This is a genomic window from Sinomonas humi (assembly GCF_000802235.1).
Classification (GTDB): Bacteria; Actinomycetota; Actinomycetes; order Actinomycetales; family Micrococcaceae; genus Sinomonas; species Sinomonas humi.
This window is the reverse complement of the sequence record NZ_JTDL01000003.1, coordinates 1-17,638: the sequence shown is the minus strand read 5'-3', so window position 1 is coordinate 17,638 and position 17,638 is coordinate 1. Positions and strand designations below refer to the sequence as shown.

General features: G+C 67.0%; 18 protein-coding genes, 1 tRNA gene, 1 rRNA gene and 1 pseudogene. 6 read left to right on the top strand and 15 right to left on the bottom strand.

Annotation, left to right across the window (positions count from 1 at the left end; all coding sequences use genetic code 11):
* From LK10_RS23100 to LK10_RS00605, 7 genes and pseudogenes are all read right to left on the bottom strand, one after another.
* A pseudogene (locus tag LK10_RS23100) lies at nucleotides 1–152 on the bottom strand (IS256 family transposase); the annotation flags it as partial.
* Nucleotides 153–348: 196 nt separating this feature from the next.
* On the bottom strand, nucleotides 349–1,455 hold the full coding sequence (locus LK10_RS00630; RefSeq protein ID WP_081998176.1) for an alkaline phosphatase family protein: 1,107 nt from the start codon (nucleotides 1,453–1,455) through the stop codon (nucleotides 349–351).
* A gap of 349 nt (nucleotides 1,456–1,804) precedes the next feature.
* Nucleotides 1,805–2,110, bottom strand: coding sequence for an alpha/beta fold hydrolase (locus LK10_RS00625; RefSeq protein WP_043119315.1), 306 nt, complete (start codon nucleotides 2,108–2,110; stop codon nucleotides 1,805–1,807).
* The gene (locus LK10_RS00620; RefSeq protein ID WP_043119314.1) at nucleotides 2,107–2,940 is read right to left on the bottom strand and encodes an SDR family NAD(P)-dependent oxidoreductase; all 834 of its coding nucleotides are present in this window, start codon (nucleotides 2,938–2,940) and stop codon (nucleotides 2,107–2,109) included. The genes LK10_RS00625 and LK10_RS00620 overlap by 4 nt, the downstream gene beginning before the upstream one ends.
* Nucleotides 2,937–4,238: an aspartate aminotransferase family protein gene (locus LK10_RS00615; RefSeq protein ID WP_043119312.1), complete on the bottom strand. Its 1,302-nt coding sequence runs from the start codon at nucleotides 4,236–4,238 to the stop codon at nucleotides 2,937–2,939. Before LK10_RS00615 ends, LK10_RS00620 begins: the two co-directional genes overlap by 4 nt.
* Before the next feature lie 36 nt (nucleotides 4,239–4,274).
* Nucleotides 4,275–5,303, bottom strand: coding sequence for a phosphotransferase enzyme family protein (locus LK10_RS00610; RefSeq protein WP_043119310.1), 1,029 nt, complete (start codon nucleotides 5,301–5,303; stop codon nucleotides 4,275–4,277).
* Nucleotides 5,300–6,793: an APC family permease gene (locus LK10_RS00605; protein WP_231567534.1), complete on the bottom strand. Its 1,494-nt coding sequence runs from the start codon at nucleotides 6,791–6,793 to the stop codon at nucleotides 5,300–5,302. The genes LK10_RS00610 and LK10_RS00605 overlap by 4 nt, the downstream gene beginning before the upstream one ends.
* A gap of 204 nt (nucleotides 6,794–6,997) precedes the next feature.
* Here LK10_RS00605 and LK10_RS00600 point away from each other — a divergent pair, with 204 nt between their 5' ends.
* The gene (locus LK10_RS00600; RefSeq protein ID WP_052206795.1) at nucleotides 6,998–7,528 is read left to right on the top strand and encodes a TetR/AcrR family transcriptional regulator; all 531 of its coding nucleotides are present in this window, start codon (nucleotides 6,998–7,000) and stop codon (nucleotides 7,526–7,528) included.
* 276 nt (nucleotides 7,529–7,804) lie between these two features.
* On the opposite strand, the gene LK10_RS00595 is transcribed toward LK10_RS00600, so the two are convergent.
* Nucleotides 7,805–8,017: a hypothetical protein gene (locus LK10_RS00595; RefSeq protein ID WP_043119309.1), complete on the bottom strand. Its 213-nt coding sequence runs from the start codon at nucleotides 8,015–8,017 to the stop codon at nucleotides 7,805–7,807.
* Between the two features lie 438 nt (nucleotides 8,018–8,455).
* Between LK10_RS00595 and LK10_RS00590 the strand changes: the two genes are divergently transcribed.
* The gene (locus tag LK10_RS00590) at nucleotides 8,456–9,184 is read left to right on the top strand and encodes a hypothetical protein (RefSeq protein WP_043119307.1); all 729 of its coding nucleotides are present in this window, start codon (nucleotides 8,456–8,458) and stop codon (nucleotides 9,182–9,184) included.
* A 36-nt stretch (nucleotides 9,185–9,220) separates the two neighbouring features.
* Here the strand turns inward: LK10_RS00590 and LK10_RS00585 are convergent, their stop codons facing one another.
* The 5 genes from LK10_RS00585 to LK10_RS00565 all read right to left on the bottom strand — a co-directional run bounded on the left by LK10_RS00585 (nucleotide 9,221) and on the right by LK10_RS00565 (nucleotide 11,585).
* Nucleotides 9,221–9,574, bottom strand: coding sequence for a recombinase family protein (locus tag LK10_RS00585; RefSeq protein ID WP_052206794.1), 354 nt, complete (start codon nucleotides 9,572–9,574; stop codon nucleotides 9,221–9,223).
* Nucleotides 9,575–9,766: 192 nt separating this feature from the next.
* Nucleotides 9,767–10,021: a Txe/YoeB family addiction module toxin gene (locus LK10_RS00580; RefSeq protein ID WP_043119305.1), complete on the bottom strand. Its 255-nt coding sequence runs from the start codon at nucleotides 10,019–10,021 to the stop codon at nucleotides 9,767–9,769.
* Entirely contained in the window at nucleotides 10,022–10,282 is a 261-nt protein-coding gene (locus LK10_RS00575; protein ID WP_043119304.1) for a type II toxin-antitoxin system Phd/YefM family antitoxin, read from the bottom strand.
* A gap of 218 nt (nucleotides 10,283–10,500) precedes the next feature.
* A tRNA-Thr gene (locus LK10_RS00570) sits at nucleotides 10,501–10,574 on the bottom strand.
* 108 nt (nucleotides 10,575–10,682) lie between these two features.
* Complete coding sequence (locus LK10_RS00565; protein WP_043119303.1) at nucleotides 10,683–11,585, bottom strand: DsbA family protein; 903 nt, start codon at nucleotides 11,583–11,585, stop codon at nucleotides 10,683–10,685.
* A gap of 193 nt (nucleotides 11,586–11,778) precedes the next feature.
* On the opposite strand from LK10_RS00565, the gene LK10_RS00560 reads away from it, so the two are divergent.
* The 4 genes from LK10_RS00560 to LK10_RS00545 all read left to right on the top strand — a co-directional run bounded on the left by LK10_RS00560 (nucleotide 11,779) and on the right by LK10_RS00545 (nucleotide 16,844).
* Entirely contained in the window at nucleotides 11,779–13,251 is a 1,473-nt protein-coding gene (locus tag LK10_RS00560) for an alpha,alpha-trehalose-phosphate synthase (UDP-forming) (RefSeq protein ID WP_043119302.1), read from the top strand.
* The gene (gene otsB, locus LK10_RS00555; RefSeq protein ID WP_052206793.1) at nucleotides 13,244–14,053 is read left to right on the top strand and encodes a trehalose-phosphatase; all 810 of its coding nucleotides are present in this window, start codon (nucleotides 13,244–13,246) and stop codon (nucleotides 14,051–14,053) included. The genes LK10_RS00560 and otsB overlap by 8 nt, the downstream gene beginning before the upstream one ends.
* A 220-nt stretch (nucleotides 14,054–14,273) precedes the next feature.
* Entirely contained in the window at nucleotides 14,274–15,353 is a 1,080-nt protein-coding gene (locus tag LK10_RS00550) for an ABC transporter ATP-binding protein (protein WP_043119301.1), read from the top strand.
* 69 nt (nucleotides 15,354–15,422) lie between these two features.
* Nucleotides 15,423–16,844 carry a DUF4032 domain-containing protein gene (locus LK10_RS00545; protein WP_043119300.1) on the top strand — a complete coding sequence of 474 codons (1,422 nt, stop codon included), beginning with the start codon at nucleotides 15,423–15,425 and terminating at the stop codon, nucleotides 16,842–16,844.
* A 26-nt stretch (nucleotides 16,845–16,870) separates the two neighbouring features.
* Here LK10_RS00545 and LK10_RS20660 read toward each other — a convergent pair whose 3' ends face one another.
* Together LK10_RS20660 and rrf are read right to left on the bottom strand one after the other, a co-directional pair.
* Nucleotides 16,871–17,380, bottom strand: coding sequence for an SRPBCC domain-containing protein (locus LK10_RS20660; protein ID WP_052206792.1), 510 nt, complete (start codon nucleotides 17,378–17,380; stop codon nucleotides 16,871–16,873).
* Nucleotides 17,381–17,497: 117 nt separating this feature from the next.
* A 5S ribosomal RNA gene (rrf, locus tag LK10_RS00535) occupies nucleotides 17,498–17,614 on the bottom strand.
* Nucleotides 17,615–17,638: the final 24 nt, after the last annotated feature.

The window sequence follows — 17,638 nt, the reverse complement described above, 5'->3', positions numbered from 1 at the left end:
GCTTCGAGCGCGGTCTCCAGCACGCTCTTGGTCAACCCGGCCAGCAGCCCGCCCGGGCCCACCAGGCTCACGCCCTGCTCGCGCGCCTGCTCCAGCAAAGACTCAGCGAGCTCCTTTTGATCGATGATCTCTCCCGTCACGGGATCGATCATGTCGGTGGTCTCGGTCATTGCCCTTCCTTTCGGTCAGGCCACGCCGTTCACACCGTTTTTCTTACAGTCCCGACCGGTGCCAGGGGTTGGGGGAACAAGAGCCTCCGAGCGTGTGGTGAGCCGTGAAGGCTGGGTGCCGCCCGGGGAACGGTCCGTCGACCTGATCCCGGCGAGACGTTGCGCTCAGGGGAAGGGGTCAGGGCTCGTTGTTGAACACATCGGTTCCGAAGGGTCTGAGCCCGGGGGCGCCAGCGTAGCCGAGACGGGGCAGTGAGAAGACATCCTCGATGGTGGCCAGCAGGCTGTAATGGTTGTAGGGCGTGTCCGAGGTCGTTCCGCCCTTGACGGAGGGCGAGAGCACGAGGGCTCCGATCCTTCCGCCTGCCGTGCCGCCGGGGAGGAGCCCGGCTGGTCCGGCGCTGGTGCCGTCGGCTTCGTCGAAGGTGATGACGAGGACGCCGTCCTGCCGGTAGGCCGGGGAGGCGAGGATGGCCGGGACCTGCTGGCGGAGCCAGGCGTCAGCGCTCTCGAGTCCGCCGGGGCGGCCGTCGACGCACGGGTTGTCGTGGCCGTCGTCGCACAGGTTTGGAGAGATGTAGGACAGGTTCGGGGTCGTGCCGACCGACTTGAGGTCTTCGGCGAGCTGGGTGAAGGGGACGTCGTCGGCCTGGCACTGGGGGGACGAGGTGATCGACTCGAAGTACACGAACGGGTTGTGGTCGGTCGCGTACTGGTTGCCCAGATCAGCTGCGTGGTGGTCGTCCTTCGCCCACAACGGCGGGTGCTCGCAGGGTGTCTGCATGTCTTCCATGTAGGCCTTCCAGGTCTTCCCGACGGCGTTGAGCTGGCCTGCGACCGTGGGAACCGAGGCCGGGTACACGCAGCCGCCTCCCTGCAGCTGACCGGGCGCGGCGGTCCCCGCCGGCTCGAACGGGGTGTAGGTGGGGCAGTCGTTCGAGGTGATGGGGTTGGGGGCCTGCCCGGAGATCTGGGCGAGGTAGTTCGGGGTGGAGTGGTGCGCGATGCTGTAGAACTGGGAGAGCAGGACGCCTTGGTCGCGAAGCGTCTTGGACAGGTAGGTGGCAACCGAGGTGGGACCCCAGGTCCTAAGGTAGCTCTTGTTCTCGAGGTTGATCACGAACACGTGGGCTAGGCCGTAAGGCCCCGCGGAGGTCTCCTGTGAGGCCGAAGTCCCACCCGTTCCCGTCTCCGGGGAACGGGTGGTGGTCGGAGACGAGGGCTGGCAGCCGGACAAGGCCAAGGCGAGGATTGCCGCAGCTACGAGGCGTGGAAACTGCCGCATGAGCTTCCCGCCTCCTTCCCATAGAGATCAGGCTCGTCCTGTCATCTGGCAAGGTTTTCTGGGGCTGAGAGTGCCCCGAGCTCTTGAAGAAGGAATCCTTCCGCTGGCCACCCCTGAGGCGTGCTTGCAGCGAAGGTAGCAGGCTGGGCAACGTAGGCCCAAGGGCCATAAGTCCCGACAGAGAGAATCCGTTGTGGGCCCCCCTGCCCCAGTGGACTGGGCTATAGCTCGACCTCCATGATGGCGTCCGCCACAGTTTCCGGACTGTTGAAGATCAGGAAATGGTCATCATCGATGTCGCGCACGTCCCTGATGTTCCGCTTCGCCCACGCTCGCCTGTCGTCACCAATCAGCTCGTCCCGATCCCCGAGCAGGACAGTGACGCGGCAAAAATGTCCCCGTCGCGCGGGTCTTCCTGGACGGGCTGGGGGATGGACGATACGTACACGAGCCGGACCACGTTCTCCTCCCCCGCGGCGGCGAGCCCAATGACATCACCGCCGTAGGACCATCCGGCGACGACGACCGGGCCGGCGCAGCCCCGGATCGCCGACTTCACTTCCTCGGCGTCCTCCAGCAGGCCCGCGTTGAGGCGGTGCGAGGGCAGGTCTGGTGCGACAACGTCGAATCCGCTGTGCCCGCGCCGGAGGTTCACATCCCTGCATGGCCGAAGGCGAGGGTGGGCAGGTCGACTATGTGGGCCCCTCCGTCGGCGACCAGGACCGCGCCGGTCATGTAGGACGATTCGGCCGAGCCGAGGAAGCTGACGATGGCGGCGATCTCGGAGGGCCGGGCGGGCCTTCCGAGGGGGACGTCGGCGGTGACCGCGGCGTAGGCTGCCTCGCGGCCGTCCAGTCCGGCATGCTGGGCGAATTCGTCCATCTCCGCGTCCGCCATGGGAGTGGTCACCCATCCCGGGCAGAGTGCGTTGACGCGCACCCCGTGCTTTCCGTAGTCCCGTGCCAGGGTTCGGGTGAGTCCGATGAGCGCGTGCTTGCCCACTGTGTAGCCGGCCACGGAAGGGCCTGCCCGGAGGCCGGCGAGCGAGGAGATCACCACGATCTGTCCCCTGGTCTCGATCAGGGAGGGGAGGCACTCGCGGGCAGTGGTGAAGGCGGTCGTCAGGTTGGCGCGCAGGGCTGCGTCCCACGCGGCGTCGTCGGTCTCGGTGACCGAGGCGAAGCCGTGGCCGCCGGCATTGGCCACCAGGACGTCGAGCCTGCCGAATTCCGTGAGGACGGCGGCCAGGCCGTCCCGGACGGAGTTGGCGTCTGCGGCGTCGAGTTCGACGGCGATGCCGCCGACGGAGGCGGCGACCTCCTTGAGGGGTCCGGGACGTCGGCCGGCGACGGCGACCCGGGCGCCGTCGGCGGCGAAGCGCTCCGCTACGGCGGCGCCGATCCCGGTGCCGCCGCCGGTAATGAGCACTGCCCTTGCCGTGGCTGCCGGCCCCGACGCCCCGGTCTGGTGCCCCGGGCCCCTCATCGCCGTGCCAGCGTGTCCGCCGCGGCGAGGACGTCTGCGAGGGTGTCGATGATCATGGCCAGCTCGTCGGGACGGATCGCCAGGGGCGGGCGCATCTTGAGCACGTTGTCGTTGCGGCCGATCCTGCTGATGAGCACGTTGCGTGCCCGCATGGCCTCGACGATCTCCTTCGTCCGGGCAGGATCGGGAGCCGCCCCGGCTTCTGTCGCCGGCCGGTCCAGCACCTCGAAGCCAAAGAAGAGGCCAGCGCCCTTCGCGGGCCCTATCCAGGGGTAGTCTCGGCGCAGTTCCCGGAGGGCGGTCTGGATGGCCGCCCCTCCCGCGACTGCCCCCTCGATCAGGCGCTCTTCGGCAAGGACGTCGAGGACGGCCTGGCCGGCTGCGGCGGAGACCGGGTTGCCGCCGAAGGTGTTGAAGTACATGTTCCGCGGCCCGAACTCGTCCAGCAGCGGCGCCGAGAGCGCGACCGCGCCGATGGGGTGGCCGTTGCCCATGGGCTTGCCCATGGTGACCAGGTCCGGGATGATGCCGTGGTTCTGGTGGCCCCAGAACGAACGTCCTGTCCGGCCGAAGCCGGACTGCACTTCGTCCCCGATCACGAGCCCGCCGGCTTGACGCACGCGCTCGGCCAGTCCTGAGACGTATCCCTCGGGCACTCGGTTGAGGCCTTCCGTGGAGAACAGCGAGTCGAACAGGACCGCGGCGACCCCGTGGCCGGCTTCCTGGAGGGAGCTGATCGCGCCGTCGACCTCGGCCAGGCTCGATTTGAGCACCTCTGACTCCTCACGGCCCGCATCGGGTCCGTCCATGTCGGGGATCCGGATGGGACGGACATGTGCTCCGAGCCCTTCATGGGCGACAAGGCCGGTCGTGGCCACTGCGAGGGCCTGGGTGTGGCCGTGGTAGCTGAAGTCGGAGATCAGCAGCCCGCGGCTGCCCGAGTGCTGGTTGGCGATGCGGAGGGCGAGGTCATTCGATTCGGAGCCGCTGTTGGTGAAGATGATCCTGTCGAGCGGCCGGTCGAGGGTCGCGAGGAGGTTCTCGGCGTAGTCGACCACCCTGTCGTTGAGGTAGCGGGTGTGGATGTTCAAGGTTGCGGCCTGCTTCGCGATCGCCTCGACGACGCGGGGATGGGAGTGGCCGACATGGGGGACGTTGTTGTAGCCGTCCAGGTAGCGCTGGCCGTCGCGGGCCGTGAGCCAGACGCGTTCCGCGCGGACGAACTCGATCGGCTGGGAGTAGAAGAGCGGGCTGTAGGGGCCGAGCGTTGAGTACCGACGCTGGAGGAGGTCTGCCATGGTTCCTCTTTCTGTGGTGGATTGGGGGTTCGGGCCTCAGCCGACGGGAAGGTCAGGCCACCCGGTGCGGCCGGTGTCGAGGTATCGCCGTCCAGCAGCCGCCACGCGCGGCAGGACCTCGGCGATGTGGAAGGCGGTGGCTTCCTCCGTCGGTCTGGCGACCGACCATCCGAGGTAGGTGAGGGCGCGGGCGAGGAGCAGAGGGTGCCAGGCTCTGGCGTCCTCGGGCGTCAGGACCCGTTCGACGGCGTATCCCTCCATCGTGCGCTCGATCATCCGCTCCGCCTCGGGGTGCCCAGTGAAGAAGAAGCAGGCGGTTGCTACGTCGAAGACGTACCAGCCGTCGCCCATGTCGTCGAAGTCGATGACGACCAACCCGTCCTCGTCGCGCAGCACGTTCTCCATGGTGACGTCGCCGTGGATGGGCCCGTACGTCCGCGCTGACTTCCTGAGGGCCCCGAGTTCGAGCCTGAGGCGCTGCTCGAGCTCGAGGACCAGGGACCGGGTCCGTACATCGAGCGCAGGGAGCTCGCTCGCCCTCCCCCACAGCGGGGCCGCGCCGACGAGGCCCTCGGCATCCCAGGCGGGCCGTTCGTAGTCCGGCGGGGTCTGCGCCTGCTCGGCGCAGCGGTGCATGAGCGCCATGGTGCGTCCAAGGTCGAAGAGGGTCTCGTCAGCCGGCCGGGGGCCGCCGGCCAGGATGGCGGCGGAGTCGCCGATCGGGCTGGCGTTGGGAACCCAGACCTGCATGGTCGCCTGGTGCATCCCTTCGCCTGAGCCGACACTGGCGACGTAGGAACCGCCGAGGGTGCGCAGGGGATGCGGCACCCGGACCCCGGCCGATCCGATCAGTTCGCAGGCCGCCGCTTCCGACTCGATCTCACGGTCGGAGCGGTACCCGCGGCGGTGGAGCTTCAGCGCCCACTCGCCGTCGTCGTTCGCCACCCGGAACACGTGGTTCTCCCTGTGCTTGACGAAGGCGACGCGGGAATCCGGCGGGCAGCCGAACTCGGCTATCGCCTGCTGCACCAGAAGGTCGATCTGGTTGGTGCCTGCCGTGATCACTCGCTCACCTCTGCTGCCTCGGTCGCATGCCCGGCTTCCGGCTCGGCGGTACCGGCCGCCGAGCGCCCCTCGATGTCGGCGGAGAGTCCCGCATATGCTGCCGGGTTCCGCCTCTTCAGCGCCGCTGCCGCGACGACGCCCCCGACGACGGCGAGCGGGAGCAGCGCGGGGAGCAGGGCAATCACCGGGGCGTCCGAACCGGCCAGGACGGGGAAGTTCACGACCGCCAGGATCACGATCAGCGTAAGCCCTGCCAGGCCGAGCCCTGGCGCGACGAGAGTCGAGAGGACCCGTGGGTCCTTCCTGCGCCGGAAGAAGACGACGATGGCCAGCGCCGCCAGCATCTGCAGGGCGAGGATCGCCAGCGTGCCGAAGCCGGTCATGCTCGGGATGAGGGACGCGATCGGATCCAGGCCAGCGGCCGCGAAGGACCCGGCCACGACGGTGGCGAAGATCAGCTGGACTGCCGAGGCGAATTGGGGCACCCCGTTCGCCCGGGTTGCGCTCAGCCGCCTCGGCAGGATCCGCGCCCGGCCAAGGGAGAAGAGGTACCGCGTGGCGGAGTTGTGCAGGGCCATCAGCGCCGCGAAGAGGCTGATGAGGAGCAGGACCATCATCGCATCGGTCAACACGGGCCCAAGGTAGTGCTGCGAGAGCGAGAACACGAGGTCTCCGCTGGCAAGGTGGTCTACAGCCGTCGCCTGAGCCTGCGCAGTCCCTGTCGCGCTCACGATCGCCCAGGTCGTGAAGGCCGCAAAGGCGCCGATGAAGACGATCGCGGTGTAGGTGGCCCTCGGGATGGTCTTGAGCGGATTGCGGGCCTCCTCGCTGAAGAGCCCTGTGGCCTCAAAGCCGACGAAGGCGTTCGCGGCGAAGAGCAGCGCCACCCCGACCGCGCCCGAGAACACCGTGGACGGTGAGAACACGTCGAAGCTGAAGCCGGTGCTGGACAGGACGGAGAAGTCGAAGACGAGCAGGATGGAGACCTCCAGGATCAGCGACACGCCAAGCACCTTCGCGCTGAAGTCGATCCCCTGGCGGCTCAGGAGGAAGGCGGCGGCCGCCGAGACCAGGCTCCAGACAAACCAGTGCACGTTCCAGCCGGTAAGCGAGGCGATGATCGACTGCATGAAGAAGCCGCTGGTCCCCACCGCGCCCGCAACGAAGAAGTTGTAGCCGAGCAGGGCCACGTACCCCGCCGCGACACCGGCGGGGCGCCCGAGGCCTTTGACGGTGTAGGCGTAGAAGCCCCCCGCGCTCACCACCTCCCGCGACATCCGCGCGTACCCCACGGCGAAGAGCAGCAGCGCCACGGTCACGATCATGAAGGCCCCCACCATCCCGGCCCCGTTGCCGAGAGCGATGCCGATCGCCGCGATGACGACGATTCCCGTCAGGGGGGCAACGGCAGCGAGTACGAGGAACACTACCCCCGCCACGCCGAGGGAATTGCGGGCCAGCACAGCATGGCCACGGTCATTGTCAGCCAAAATGACTCTCCTCACCATTGAAGAAATGTTGAACTGACAGTACAGCAATCATACCGGTAATGTGAAGAGCAATCTCCAGATTAGGCATTTGGACTTTTTGAACGAAAGTCAGAGGGCGCGGGTAAGCTGGGCTGAATGGCGGGACAGACAACCTCCCTAAGGGCGAGACAGCGCGTACGGACCCAACGGGACATCCTCGACGCAGTGGTTTCTGTGATCGCATACGCCGGCTCCGACGGGCCGCTCATCGAACAGATCGCTTCCGAGGCAGGGGTGTCCCGCGCCACCCTCTACGCCCACTTCCCTGGCGGGGTCGACGAGCTCGTGTCGAAGGCCTACGAGCGAGCAGGGCTGAGGTTCGTCGAACGTGTCCGTGCACTGCAGGCCGGCGCCCTTTCCTGGCAGGAGCGGATAGTCGCGCACGGGCGGGCCATGGTGGACATCGCCGAAAGTGGACCGCTCGGACGGTTCTACAACGTGGCGGCATACCAGTTCTCCAGTGTCGCTGCCGTCAGCGGCGCCGGCTCCCGCGCCTCCCATGACGACTTCGCTTCAGAGCTCGCCGACGCAGTGAACCTCGGCGAGCTCATCGACATCGACATCGACGAGACAGCCCACCTGCTCATAGGGGCGGTGCGAATGATCGGCATCCGTGCCGCGGAGTCCCCACGCCTCGGCGCCGCAAGCCTGAAGGCATTCGAACGCCTCGTCGAGGGACTCAGGCCTCGGGATTGAGAGGCCTCGCACGGCGCGTAAAACTGAGCCAGGGCGGCCGGCTGAAGGACGATGGGGGCCGGAGCAGGGTGACAACCCCTGAGAACCGCAGAAATCCTCATCTCCACACGTCAAAGGACGTTCTCTTAAGACCGCCTCTTAAGACGGGCCCCGTCGAGGAGATCTTGGAGGGGCCCCTCAAGGCGCGGCATCTCGTCCAGATCTACCAGGCAGCCAGCCTGCCCTGGGCCGTGGTGAAGGCGGTGCGATTCTGGGCGGAGAAGCGCCTCCACGAGCTCAACTGCGGAACCTGTACTCTGGCCTGTCGGTCTCCTCCCCGTAGTAGTCGTCGACCGCCGCGTAGTTCAGCTCGAACAGCTCTGTCGCGATCGACTCGACCGCGAGGGCGTCATCGTCGAAGAATCCGTCTGGCATCTTCCCGTTGCGGATCCTGCGCGCTGCTGTGGCGAGCAGGTCGAACAGGTCGGTGCTCAGAATCATCCTGCTCATGAAGTCCCCCAAATCCGTCCGCGGAGCCGCAGTAGCCTGAATGACCGGAGCCTACCGATGAGCGTCGTCTACGGCCAGACCAGGATGACGGTCAAGACGCCCGCGAGAAGACCGACCCCCAGTACCAGCCTGGAATAACCTCGGGGTCGGGACCACGCTGGTCGGGATGGGCAAGGCGGGCCTCTCGACGGTCGCCGTCATGCCCGGACGCCCCGCCGTCCAATGAGGCATATGGCCGGCCCAGCCAAACGATGGTTGAATCTGCTTGGCACAGTCGCCACAAGAGAATCGGGGGAATCCGCCATGCAGGTCTTCAACGCTCCGCCTGGATGGCCCAATCCCACAGATGACTGGAGCCCCCAGCCCGGCTGGAAGCCTGACCCGTCCTGGCCCACTCCTCCTCCCGGCTGGCGGTTCGGTATCGAAGAGAATCTTCGGATGCGGCCAGCCGACATCAGCCGGCCAGCGTCGTTCGCACGTCCCGCCTACGTCAAGAAAGACGACGTCGCCGAGATCGCCCAGGGCGCCGCGGACACGATCGCGAAGCAGATCGCTGGGTACGCCGGGCAGATCAGGCAGGCTCCCATTACTGTCTTCCGGGAAGAACCGGCCATGGTGGACCGAGCGATCGAGCAGGCCCGCGCCTGGGTGTTCGACGACCTGCTCCGAGAGACCGAGGTGTGGGCCCAGTCCCAGCCCCAGGGCAGCGCCCATCAGATGGCCATCGAGCAGCTGACGATGATGAGGGCCCTTCACGACGGCTTTGCGGCATCGGCCCGGCACCGGATCGAAGGGGTGCTGGAAGCCTGCACTGCACCCATGCCGGGCACTCCCCCGGTGGCCAGAGCCCAGTCGGCTACCCCGGCAGCCCCCGTTGCGCCGCCGCTCTTCGCGCCGACGGCCAAGTCCGAGGCGTACAGGTCGCTCCTGCGGGTGCAGCAGGCGACGAGGAGGTGCGCCATCTGGGCATCGGTCCACGCGGGCATCTGCGTCGTCGGGCTGTTCATCAGCATCCTCACCTACGAGTCAGCTGCCCCAGGTGGGCGATACGTCGTCTGGTGGGGCGCGATCGTATTCGGGGCCATCAACTGCATCCGTTACGGTATCGCGTACTCGCGGAACAGGGCCGCAGCAGCCCAGATCGAGCAGAGGATCGGGGCCTCCTAAACGCGAGCTCGGGAAGGTGTCGTCGCGACGCGATCGTCACTCCCTCATGGGCCGGGCTTCACCTTGCCTGCCCGTCGGCGTGGAGGGGTCGATGCCGTCCACCAGGGAGCGGAGCCCGGTGCCGCGCTTCTGCATCTCGGCGACCGTGTTGAGGACGTCAATCAGTGACCGGCCCAGCCGGTCGATGCGGTACACCAGCACGGTGTCGTCCCGGCGGGCGTAGGCCAACAGCGCGCTCAGCCCGGGCCGTTCCCTGGCCGCCTTGGCCCCGGAGAGCTGGTCGAAGTAGATCTGCTCCTCCGGCACGCCGGCCTCGCGGAGGGCATCGAACTGCGCCTGCCCGCCTTGATCTGTAGTGCTGACGCGTGCGTATCCGAGGAGGAGTCCCATGGCGCAGATACTAGGAGGGGGTCCGACGGGATTCGTCTTACCGAGCCTCAAGGGATTGTGAGACCCGCATGGCGAGACAGGGTCGGTGAGATACTTTGGGGCCTTATACGGTCTGTGAAGAGGACTTCGGACGGTTCCTCGCCAAGGTATACCCCGTGAGACACCCGAAAAAGCTCGGGCGCCGGTTCGTGATCAGTAGTGGTAGCGGGCCTGCAGGATCACGAGGTCGTCGCCATCGACGAGGTAGACGAGCCGGTGCTCGTCGGTGATACGCCGCGACCATGAGCCCTGTGCTCCGTACTTGAGCTGTTCAGGCTTCCCGATGCCGGAGATGGGGTCGCGGAGGCAAGCGTCGATGAGCGTGTTGATCCGCTTCAGGACCTTGCGGTCCGAGCCTTGCCAGTAGGTGTAGTCCTCCCACGCGGACTCGTCCCAGACAAGGCGCACTCAGTCGGCCTCGCCCGACCGGTCGAGGTCGTGGACTTGGGTCTTCCCAGCGCGGGCGCGCTCGTAGGCGTCGAGCAGCCTGCGGGCGTTGGCCGGCGAGCGGAAGAGGTATGCGGTCTCCTGCCATGCCGCATACTCGTCGGCCGGCATTAGAACTGCGTTGCCCTTGCGGGAGACGATCTCAATGGCTTCATGGTCTTCGTTCACGCGCTCGATGAGCGGGAACAGCGTCTTGCGGGCTTCACTGGCGCTGATAGACATGACCTGACCTCTTCAGACGAGGGAGTGGTACTTCATTATGGTACCACTCTTGGTTCAGGCGCCCCTCTCCTGCTGCGGCAGGGACTGGGGAGATGGTCAGTTCCGGACGAAGCCCGCTCCACCTGCCCACCCCACAATGCGCTCACATGTCCATGAAACATCGCGGGCGGGTGTTCCCCAAAGACACGAAAAGCGCGTCATCACGCCCTTCTCGAATGAGCCCCCTGCCGGATTCGAACCGGCGACCCTCTGTTTACAAGACAGATGCTCTGGCCAACTGAGCTAAGGAGGCGCGCCGCCCAGCGAGGGCGCACCCCACAAGGGTAGCAAAGCAAAACGGCCCGGCCCCACCAAGGGGACCGGGCCGTCGTCGTACGTCAGCTCGGGCGAGCAGGAAGGGCTACGCCTTCGCCCGCGCGTCGAGATCCGCTTGGAGGAACGCGTCGAACGCCTGGTTCGCCGAGTCCCCGATGCCCCACTGCTTGCCGTCGACGAACGCGGTCGGCGTCCCGGTGACGCCGTAGGATGCGGCGAGCGCCGTCGTGTACTTGACCCACGGTCTATAGGTCTTGTTGTCGACGCATTGGGAGATGTTCGCCCCGAGTTTGGACGCTATGTCCTTCAGCTGCTGATCGGAGAGGCCAGCCGAGCCTTCGGCCGGCTGTTGGGCGTAGAGCTGGGAGAAGAAGTCGGCGTACTTGTCGGGGTACTGGTTCGCCACGCAGGCTGCGGCGGCGGCGGCACGCGACGAGTAGTTGGTCGTCGAGTTCTGGTCGAGGAAGGCGATCGGCCTGTACTCGAGCGTGATCTGCCCGGAGTTCCGCAGCTGGGTGAGCTTGTCGCCATACGTCTTCTCGAAGTTGCCGCACACGGGGCAGATGAAGTCCACGTAGACCACGACCTTGGCCGGCTGGCCCTTGGGTGCCGCCTCGACGCCCTTCGCATCGGCCTGCTGGCCTTGGGAGGGTTGGGCTGTCGGTGTGGGGATGGTGGAAGCATTGACGGTCGACGCCGGCTCGGCAGTCACTGCGCTGCCCTTGCCGAGCGTGATGCCCCCGTTGGAGTTCATGTTCGCGGGGCTGGGGCCGCTGTTCGCGATGGGTGCGTTCTGCTGCATCGACGAGGAGACGACGATCGCGATGATGGCGATGACCGCAACGAGCGCCACCACGACGCCCCACCGTACGAGAAGCCGGTTCCGCTTCTCCTTCTTCTGCTGCGCCTCGCGGATCTGGCGGGCCTTCTCGCGTGCGGCGGCGGTCCGCTCCGCTTTCGTGGGGCGTGGTTGATTGGACGGGCTCATTGTTCCTCGTGTCAGGTCGCGGCACGCATCAGCGCGCCCGGTCGGCGTCGGGGACAGTGTATTCCAGCAGGCATAACGCATCCCGGCAGAAGCACTTAATCCGCGCAACGACCGACCGCTCCGCACGGTTCCTTGATCGCCCTGTGATCATCGCCGCACCGCTCCCCGGTAGGGTAAAGAGAGATTCCAGCGAATGCGAGGTAGCGCGAGAGTGGCTCAGGACACTGAACGGACAGCACCAGACACGGCGGCCAAAGACGGCAGGGCGGCAGGATCCTACGACTTCCTTGTCGTAGCCAACCGCCTGCCCGTGGACCGGGCAGGCGACAGCCCGGACGACGGCTGGAAGCGCTCCCCCGGCGGCCTTGTCACCGCGCTCGCCCCCATCATGGAAAAGTCCGACGGCGCGTGGATCGGCTGGGTTGGTTCCCCCGACGAGGAGATCGAGCCCTTCGAGCATGACGGCATGGCCCTCGTTCCCGTGGGACTGTCGGCATCGGAGGTCGAGCTCTACTACGAGGGCTTCTCCAACGCGACTCTGTGGCCGCTCTACCACGACGTCATCGCGCCGCCGGAGTTCCACCGCACGTGGTGGGACGCCTACCGCCGCATCAACGAGCGATTCGCCCTCGCTGTCCTCTCCCGGGCGGCCGACCACGCGACCGTCTGGGTGCAGGACTACCAGCTCCAGCTCGTCCCTGCGATCCTCCGCGCCCGCCGCCCCGACCTGCGGATCGGCTTCTTCAACCACATTCCGTTCCCGCCGCCTGAGATCTTCTCCCAGCTTCCGTGGCGTCGCCAGGTCCTCGAGGGTCTTCTCGGGGCTGACCTCGTCGGCTTCCAGCGCCCCAACGACGCTTTGAACTTCGCCCGGGCAGCACGCCGCTACGGCGGGGCCGGCGGCAAGGGCACGAATCTCCTCGTCGGCAGGGGCGAGCGTGCAGTCCACGCGGAAGCGTTCCCGATCTCGATCGACACGGACCGCATCTCCCAGCTCGCGCGCCACCCGGAGATCCAAGAGCGCGCGCGGCAGATCCGCCATGACCTGGGCGATCCGAAGACGATCATGCTCGGCGTCGACCGTCTCGACTACACGAAGGGGATCCGGCACCGGCTCAAGGCCTTCGAGGAACTCCTCGTCGACGAACGCGTCAAGGTCGGCGAGGTGACCCTCGTTCAGGTCGCGAGCCCGAGCCGGGAGCGCGTCGAGCAGTACCGCCTCCTCCGCGAAGAAGTCGAGGGAACGGTGGGCCGCATCAACGGCGCCTTCGACACGCTCCAGCACACGGCCGTCCGCTACCTGCACCACAATTACCCCGTCGAAGAAATGGTGGCTCTCTACCTCGCGGCGGACGTCATGCTCGTGACGGCGCTGCGTGACGGGATGAACCTCGTCGCCAAGGAGTACGTCGCCGCCCGCTACGACGGGAGCGGTGCCCTCGTCCTGAGTGAATTCACGGGCGCCGCGGACCAGCTCAAGCAGGCGCTGCTCATCAACCCGCACGACATCGCTGGGCTCAAGGAGGCGATGGTCGCCGCCATCAACTTGCCGCCGGGCGCGGCGAGTCGCCGCATGAAGGCGATGCGGCGCCAGATCATTGTCCACAACGTCGAGGAGTGGTCGGCAGCCTTCCTCAACCGTCTCTCGGAGGTCACCCATGGCTAGTCCAGCAGTCCCTTCGGAGCTGCGCAGCGCGCTCGAGCGGCTCGCCGCCGTCGACCGTCTTCTCGTGGCGCTCGACTTCGACGGCGTCGTCGCGCCCATCGTCGAGCGGGCCGAGCAGGCCCGGCCCCTCCCGGAGACGGCGGCCGCGGTGGGCGAGCTCGCGGGCCTCGCGGGGACTTGGACGGCTTACGTCTCGGGAAGGTCGCTCGCGAGCCTGACGGATGTGGCTTCGCCGGACCCGCGCACGCTGCTCATCGGAAGCCATGGGGCGGAGGTCCGCCTCGACGGCCAGGAGCATCCGGTGGCTCTCGACGAAGACCAGCGCCGCGCCCTCGAGGCATTGCACGCCGCGTTCGCCCAGGTCGCTGCGCACGCACCCGGCACGTGGGTCGAGGAGAAGCCGGCCGGGCGCGTGCTCCATACCCGCCAAGCGGACGACGACGTTGCCGAGGCTGCCGTAGGAGCGGCTCGGGAGCGCTTGGCGGAGCGGGGCGATATCTACCTCAAGACGGGCAAGCGGGTTCTCGAAGGCTCGGTGGTCCACGCGACGAAGGGCGAGGGCATCGCCTTCCTGCGCCAGGTCACCGAGGCGGACGCGGTCCTCTTCGCGGGCGACGACGTCACTGACGAGGACGGCTTCCTCGCCTTGGAGAAGGGCGACGTCGGGATCAAGGTGGGCGACGGCGAGACTGCCGCCTCCTTCCGCGTGCGGGAGCCGGCCGACGTCGCGGGAGCGATGGCCCTTCTCGTGCTGCTGCGCGGCGCGCACCGTCCGGAGCGCCGCGCAGAGCAGGCCACATAACTATTCGGCCACGGAACCGCTTGTGGGCGACGTCACACTTGGGAACAATATGTGACACATGCCATACTCATTTGTGGGCCGGGGTTAACCGCCTCGGCTCGCTCCATGCCAGAATCGGCGATGCCAGCTTGGGCAGCCCCTGACGGCATACAACTGAACAACACGAACCATTCACTACGGATCGTCCGGCACGTACCTGCCGGTGAAGGGACAGATTACTGTGGCAACAGTGACGTTCGACAACGCAACGCGCCTGTACCCGGGCACCGATAAGCCCGCGGTGGACAAGCTCAACATCCAGATCGCGGATGGCGAATTCCTCGTTCTGGTCGGCCCCTCGGGCTGCGGAAAGTCCACCTCGCTGCGTATGCTGGCCGGCTTGGAGGACGTCAACTCCGGCCGCATCCTGATCGGCGACCGCGACGTCACGGACGTCCCGCCGAAGGATCGCGACATCGCGATGGTCTTCCAGAACTACGCCCTGTACCCGCACATGACGGTTGCGGACAACATGGGCTTCGCCCTCAAGATCGCGGGCGTCGGGAAAGAGGAGCGCGCCCAGCGCGTTCGCGAAGCTGCGAAGCTCCTCGACCTCGAGCAGTACCTCGACCGCAAGCCGAAGGCTCTCTCCGGTGGCCAGCGTCAGCGCGTCGCGATGGGCCGCGCAATCGTCCGCAACCCGCAGGTCTTCCTCATGGACGAGCCGCTCTCGAACCTCGACGCCAAGCTCCGCGTCCAGACCCGCACGCAGATCGCATCGCTCACCCGCCGCCTCGGCGTCACGACCGTCTACGTCACGCACGACCAGGTCGAGGCCATGACGATGGGCGACCGCGTCGCGGTGCTCAAGGATGGCCTCCTGCAGCAGGTCGACACCCCGCGCAACCTCTACGACAAGCCCCAGAACGTCTTCGTGGCCGGCTTCATCGGCTCGCCCGCGATGAACCTCCTCGAGCTCCCCGAGGCCGACGGCGGCGTCCAGTTCGGCGGCACCGTGTACCCGGTTGCCCGCGACGTCCTCGCCGGCGCCACGGGCAACACGGTCACTCTCGGAGTTCGGCCGGAGGACCTCGAGTCCACCACCCAGGGTGACGGCCTCGCGGTCGAGGTCGACGTCGTCGAGGAGCTCGGCGCCGACGCCTACATCTACGGCCACACCAATGTGAACGGCCAGTCGCACGACATCGTTGCCCGTACGGACGGCCGCCGCCCTCCGATGAAGGGCGACACCGTGTGGGTCCGCCCGCAGCAGGGCCACGTCCACCTGTTTGATACGAAGTCGGGCGAGCGCCTCGGCTAGTCTGATCAGGACACAGTGCTGTGCCCGCCGGTTCTCCGGCGGGCACAGCCATTTCCCCGGGAAACGAGCATGATGAACGGCGCCAACTGGCAGGACGAGCCGACCGACTACGACATGCTGGGCAAGCTCCCCCGCAAGCAACCGCTCAACGATCCGCCCCCTGCGAACGTCATGGGCTCCCTCAGCATCACCGCCGCAGCGGCGGATCCAGAGCTCCTGGATCTCCCGTGGCACATAGCCCTCGAGGACTGGCCCGAGGAGTACCTCGCCGCCCTCCCCCGCGGCATTTCGCGGCACATCGTGCGCTTCGCGAAGCTCGGCGGCTCGGTCATCGCCGTCAAGGAGACGGGCGAGCACATCGCCCGCCACGAATACCACATGCTGCGCCGTCTCCAGCGGCTCGACGTCCCCTGTGTGGAACCGGTCGCCGTCATCCGCGATCGCCAGACTCCGGACGGCCGCCCGCTCGACCCCGTCCTCGTAACGCGGCACCTGAAGTTCTCGCTCCCCTATCGAGCGCTCTTCTCCCAGATGCTGCGCAAGGACACGCTCACGCGCCTCATCGACGCGCAGGCGCTGCTCCTCGTGCGCCTTCACCTCATCGGCTTCTACTGGGGCGATGTCTCGCTCTCCAATACCCTCTTCCGGCGCGACGCGGGAGCCTTCGCCGCCTATCTCGTGGACGCCGAGACCGGCGAGCTGTACCCGGACCTCTCGACGGGCCAGCGCGAGTACGATCTCGAGATCGCCCGGGTCAACATCGCGGGCGAGCTCATGGACCTGCTCGAGGGCGAGCTGATCGACTCCGAGGTGGATCCAGTGGCGACGAGTGAGCGGATCATGGATTCCTACCGCAATCTCTGGGCCGAGCTGACCGAGAAGGAGTCCTTCGAGCTGGGCGAGCGCTGGCGCGTGAGTGCCCGCATCCGGCGCCTCAACGAACTCGGCTTCGACGTCGAGGAGTACGCGATCAAGACGACGGCGGGCGGCTCCACCATCCAGCTCCAGCCGAAAGTGGTCGACGCCGGTCACCACCAGAGGCGCCTCCTGCGCCTCACCGGGTTGGACGCCCAGGAGAATCAGGCCCGCCGGCTGCTCAACGACATGGACTCGTTCCGCGCCGACAACTTTCCTGACCAGGACGAGGAGATCGCTGCGCACGCGTGGGTGAGCCAGGTCTTCGAGCCCATCGTTCGGGCCATCCCGAAGGAGCTCTCCGGGAAGCTCGAGCCTGCCGAGGTAGTACATCAGGTGCTCGAGCACCGGTGGTACATGTCGGAGAAGCTCGATCGGCACGTGCCGCTCGCGGAGACCCTCCAGTCCTACATCGACACCGTGCTCCGCCACCGGCGGGACGAGGCCGCGATCATGCTCAACCCGGACACGCAGACGCTCAAGATCCTCGAGGCCGAGGCCGCCCGGCAGGCCGAGGACGAGTTCGACGACGACGAAGCCGACGTGGACGTCGAAGACCCCGTCCAAGCGGACTAACCGGTTTGGGCCGCCCTCGGCGGTCTTCAGCTCACGGTCTCGATGGCTTCCGGAGACACCCCGAAGTAGGCGACGTAGCGGCCTAGGATAATGGGCCACTCGCTGTACTTCTCGTATTGCTCCCGGCCCTCAGAACCCGCGGCCCAACCATCATGGGTGAAAGTCACGTTCGTGGACGCGCCGCCCTCCGCTTCGTCGAACTCCACGAGTACCCGCATGGGGGCCGCGGCTCGCCACGCGAGCGTCCAAGACAGTTCGATGGCCGACGGCGGGGCCTCCGAGATCACTTCGCCCCACACTTGGGTGTCCCCCGCCTCGGACTCCTCACCGACGATTCCGTCCTCAATGTACGGGTGAGTTCCCTCGCCGAAGCCCGTGTAGTTGGACGGCCACCAGAGGTGCAAGTCGCCGGTGAAGGCGCTGTAGGCGACCTCCCGCGGCACGGGGACCGTGAAGCGATAGACGCGCGGGGGAGGAGCTTCTTGGGCCGTAGGACGCTGGTCTGACTCGGGACGGTGCGAAAAGAGGGGGTCCACGCGTGCGATCCTACCGCTCGATCTCTGGGCAAGACGGCGCTGGGGGTCTTGGTGGGGGTGGTGTTTAAACGGCTCGAGGGCCCCACGGTCGTTGTGGGGCCCTCGGGTGGTGGTGTTGTCCGGCGGTGTCCTACTCTCCCACACCCTGGCGGGTGCAGTACCATCGGCGCTGTGGGGCTTAGCTTCCGGGTTCGGGATGGGTCCGGGCGTTTCCCCCACGCTATGGCCGCCGTAACCTTCTCTCCTCGCAACACACCC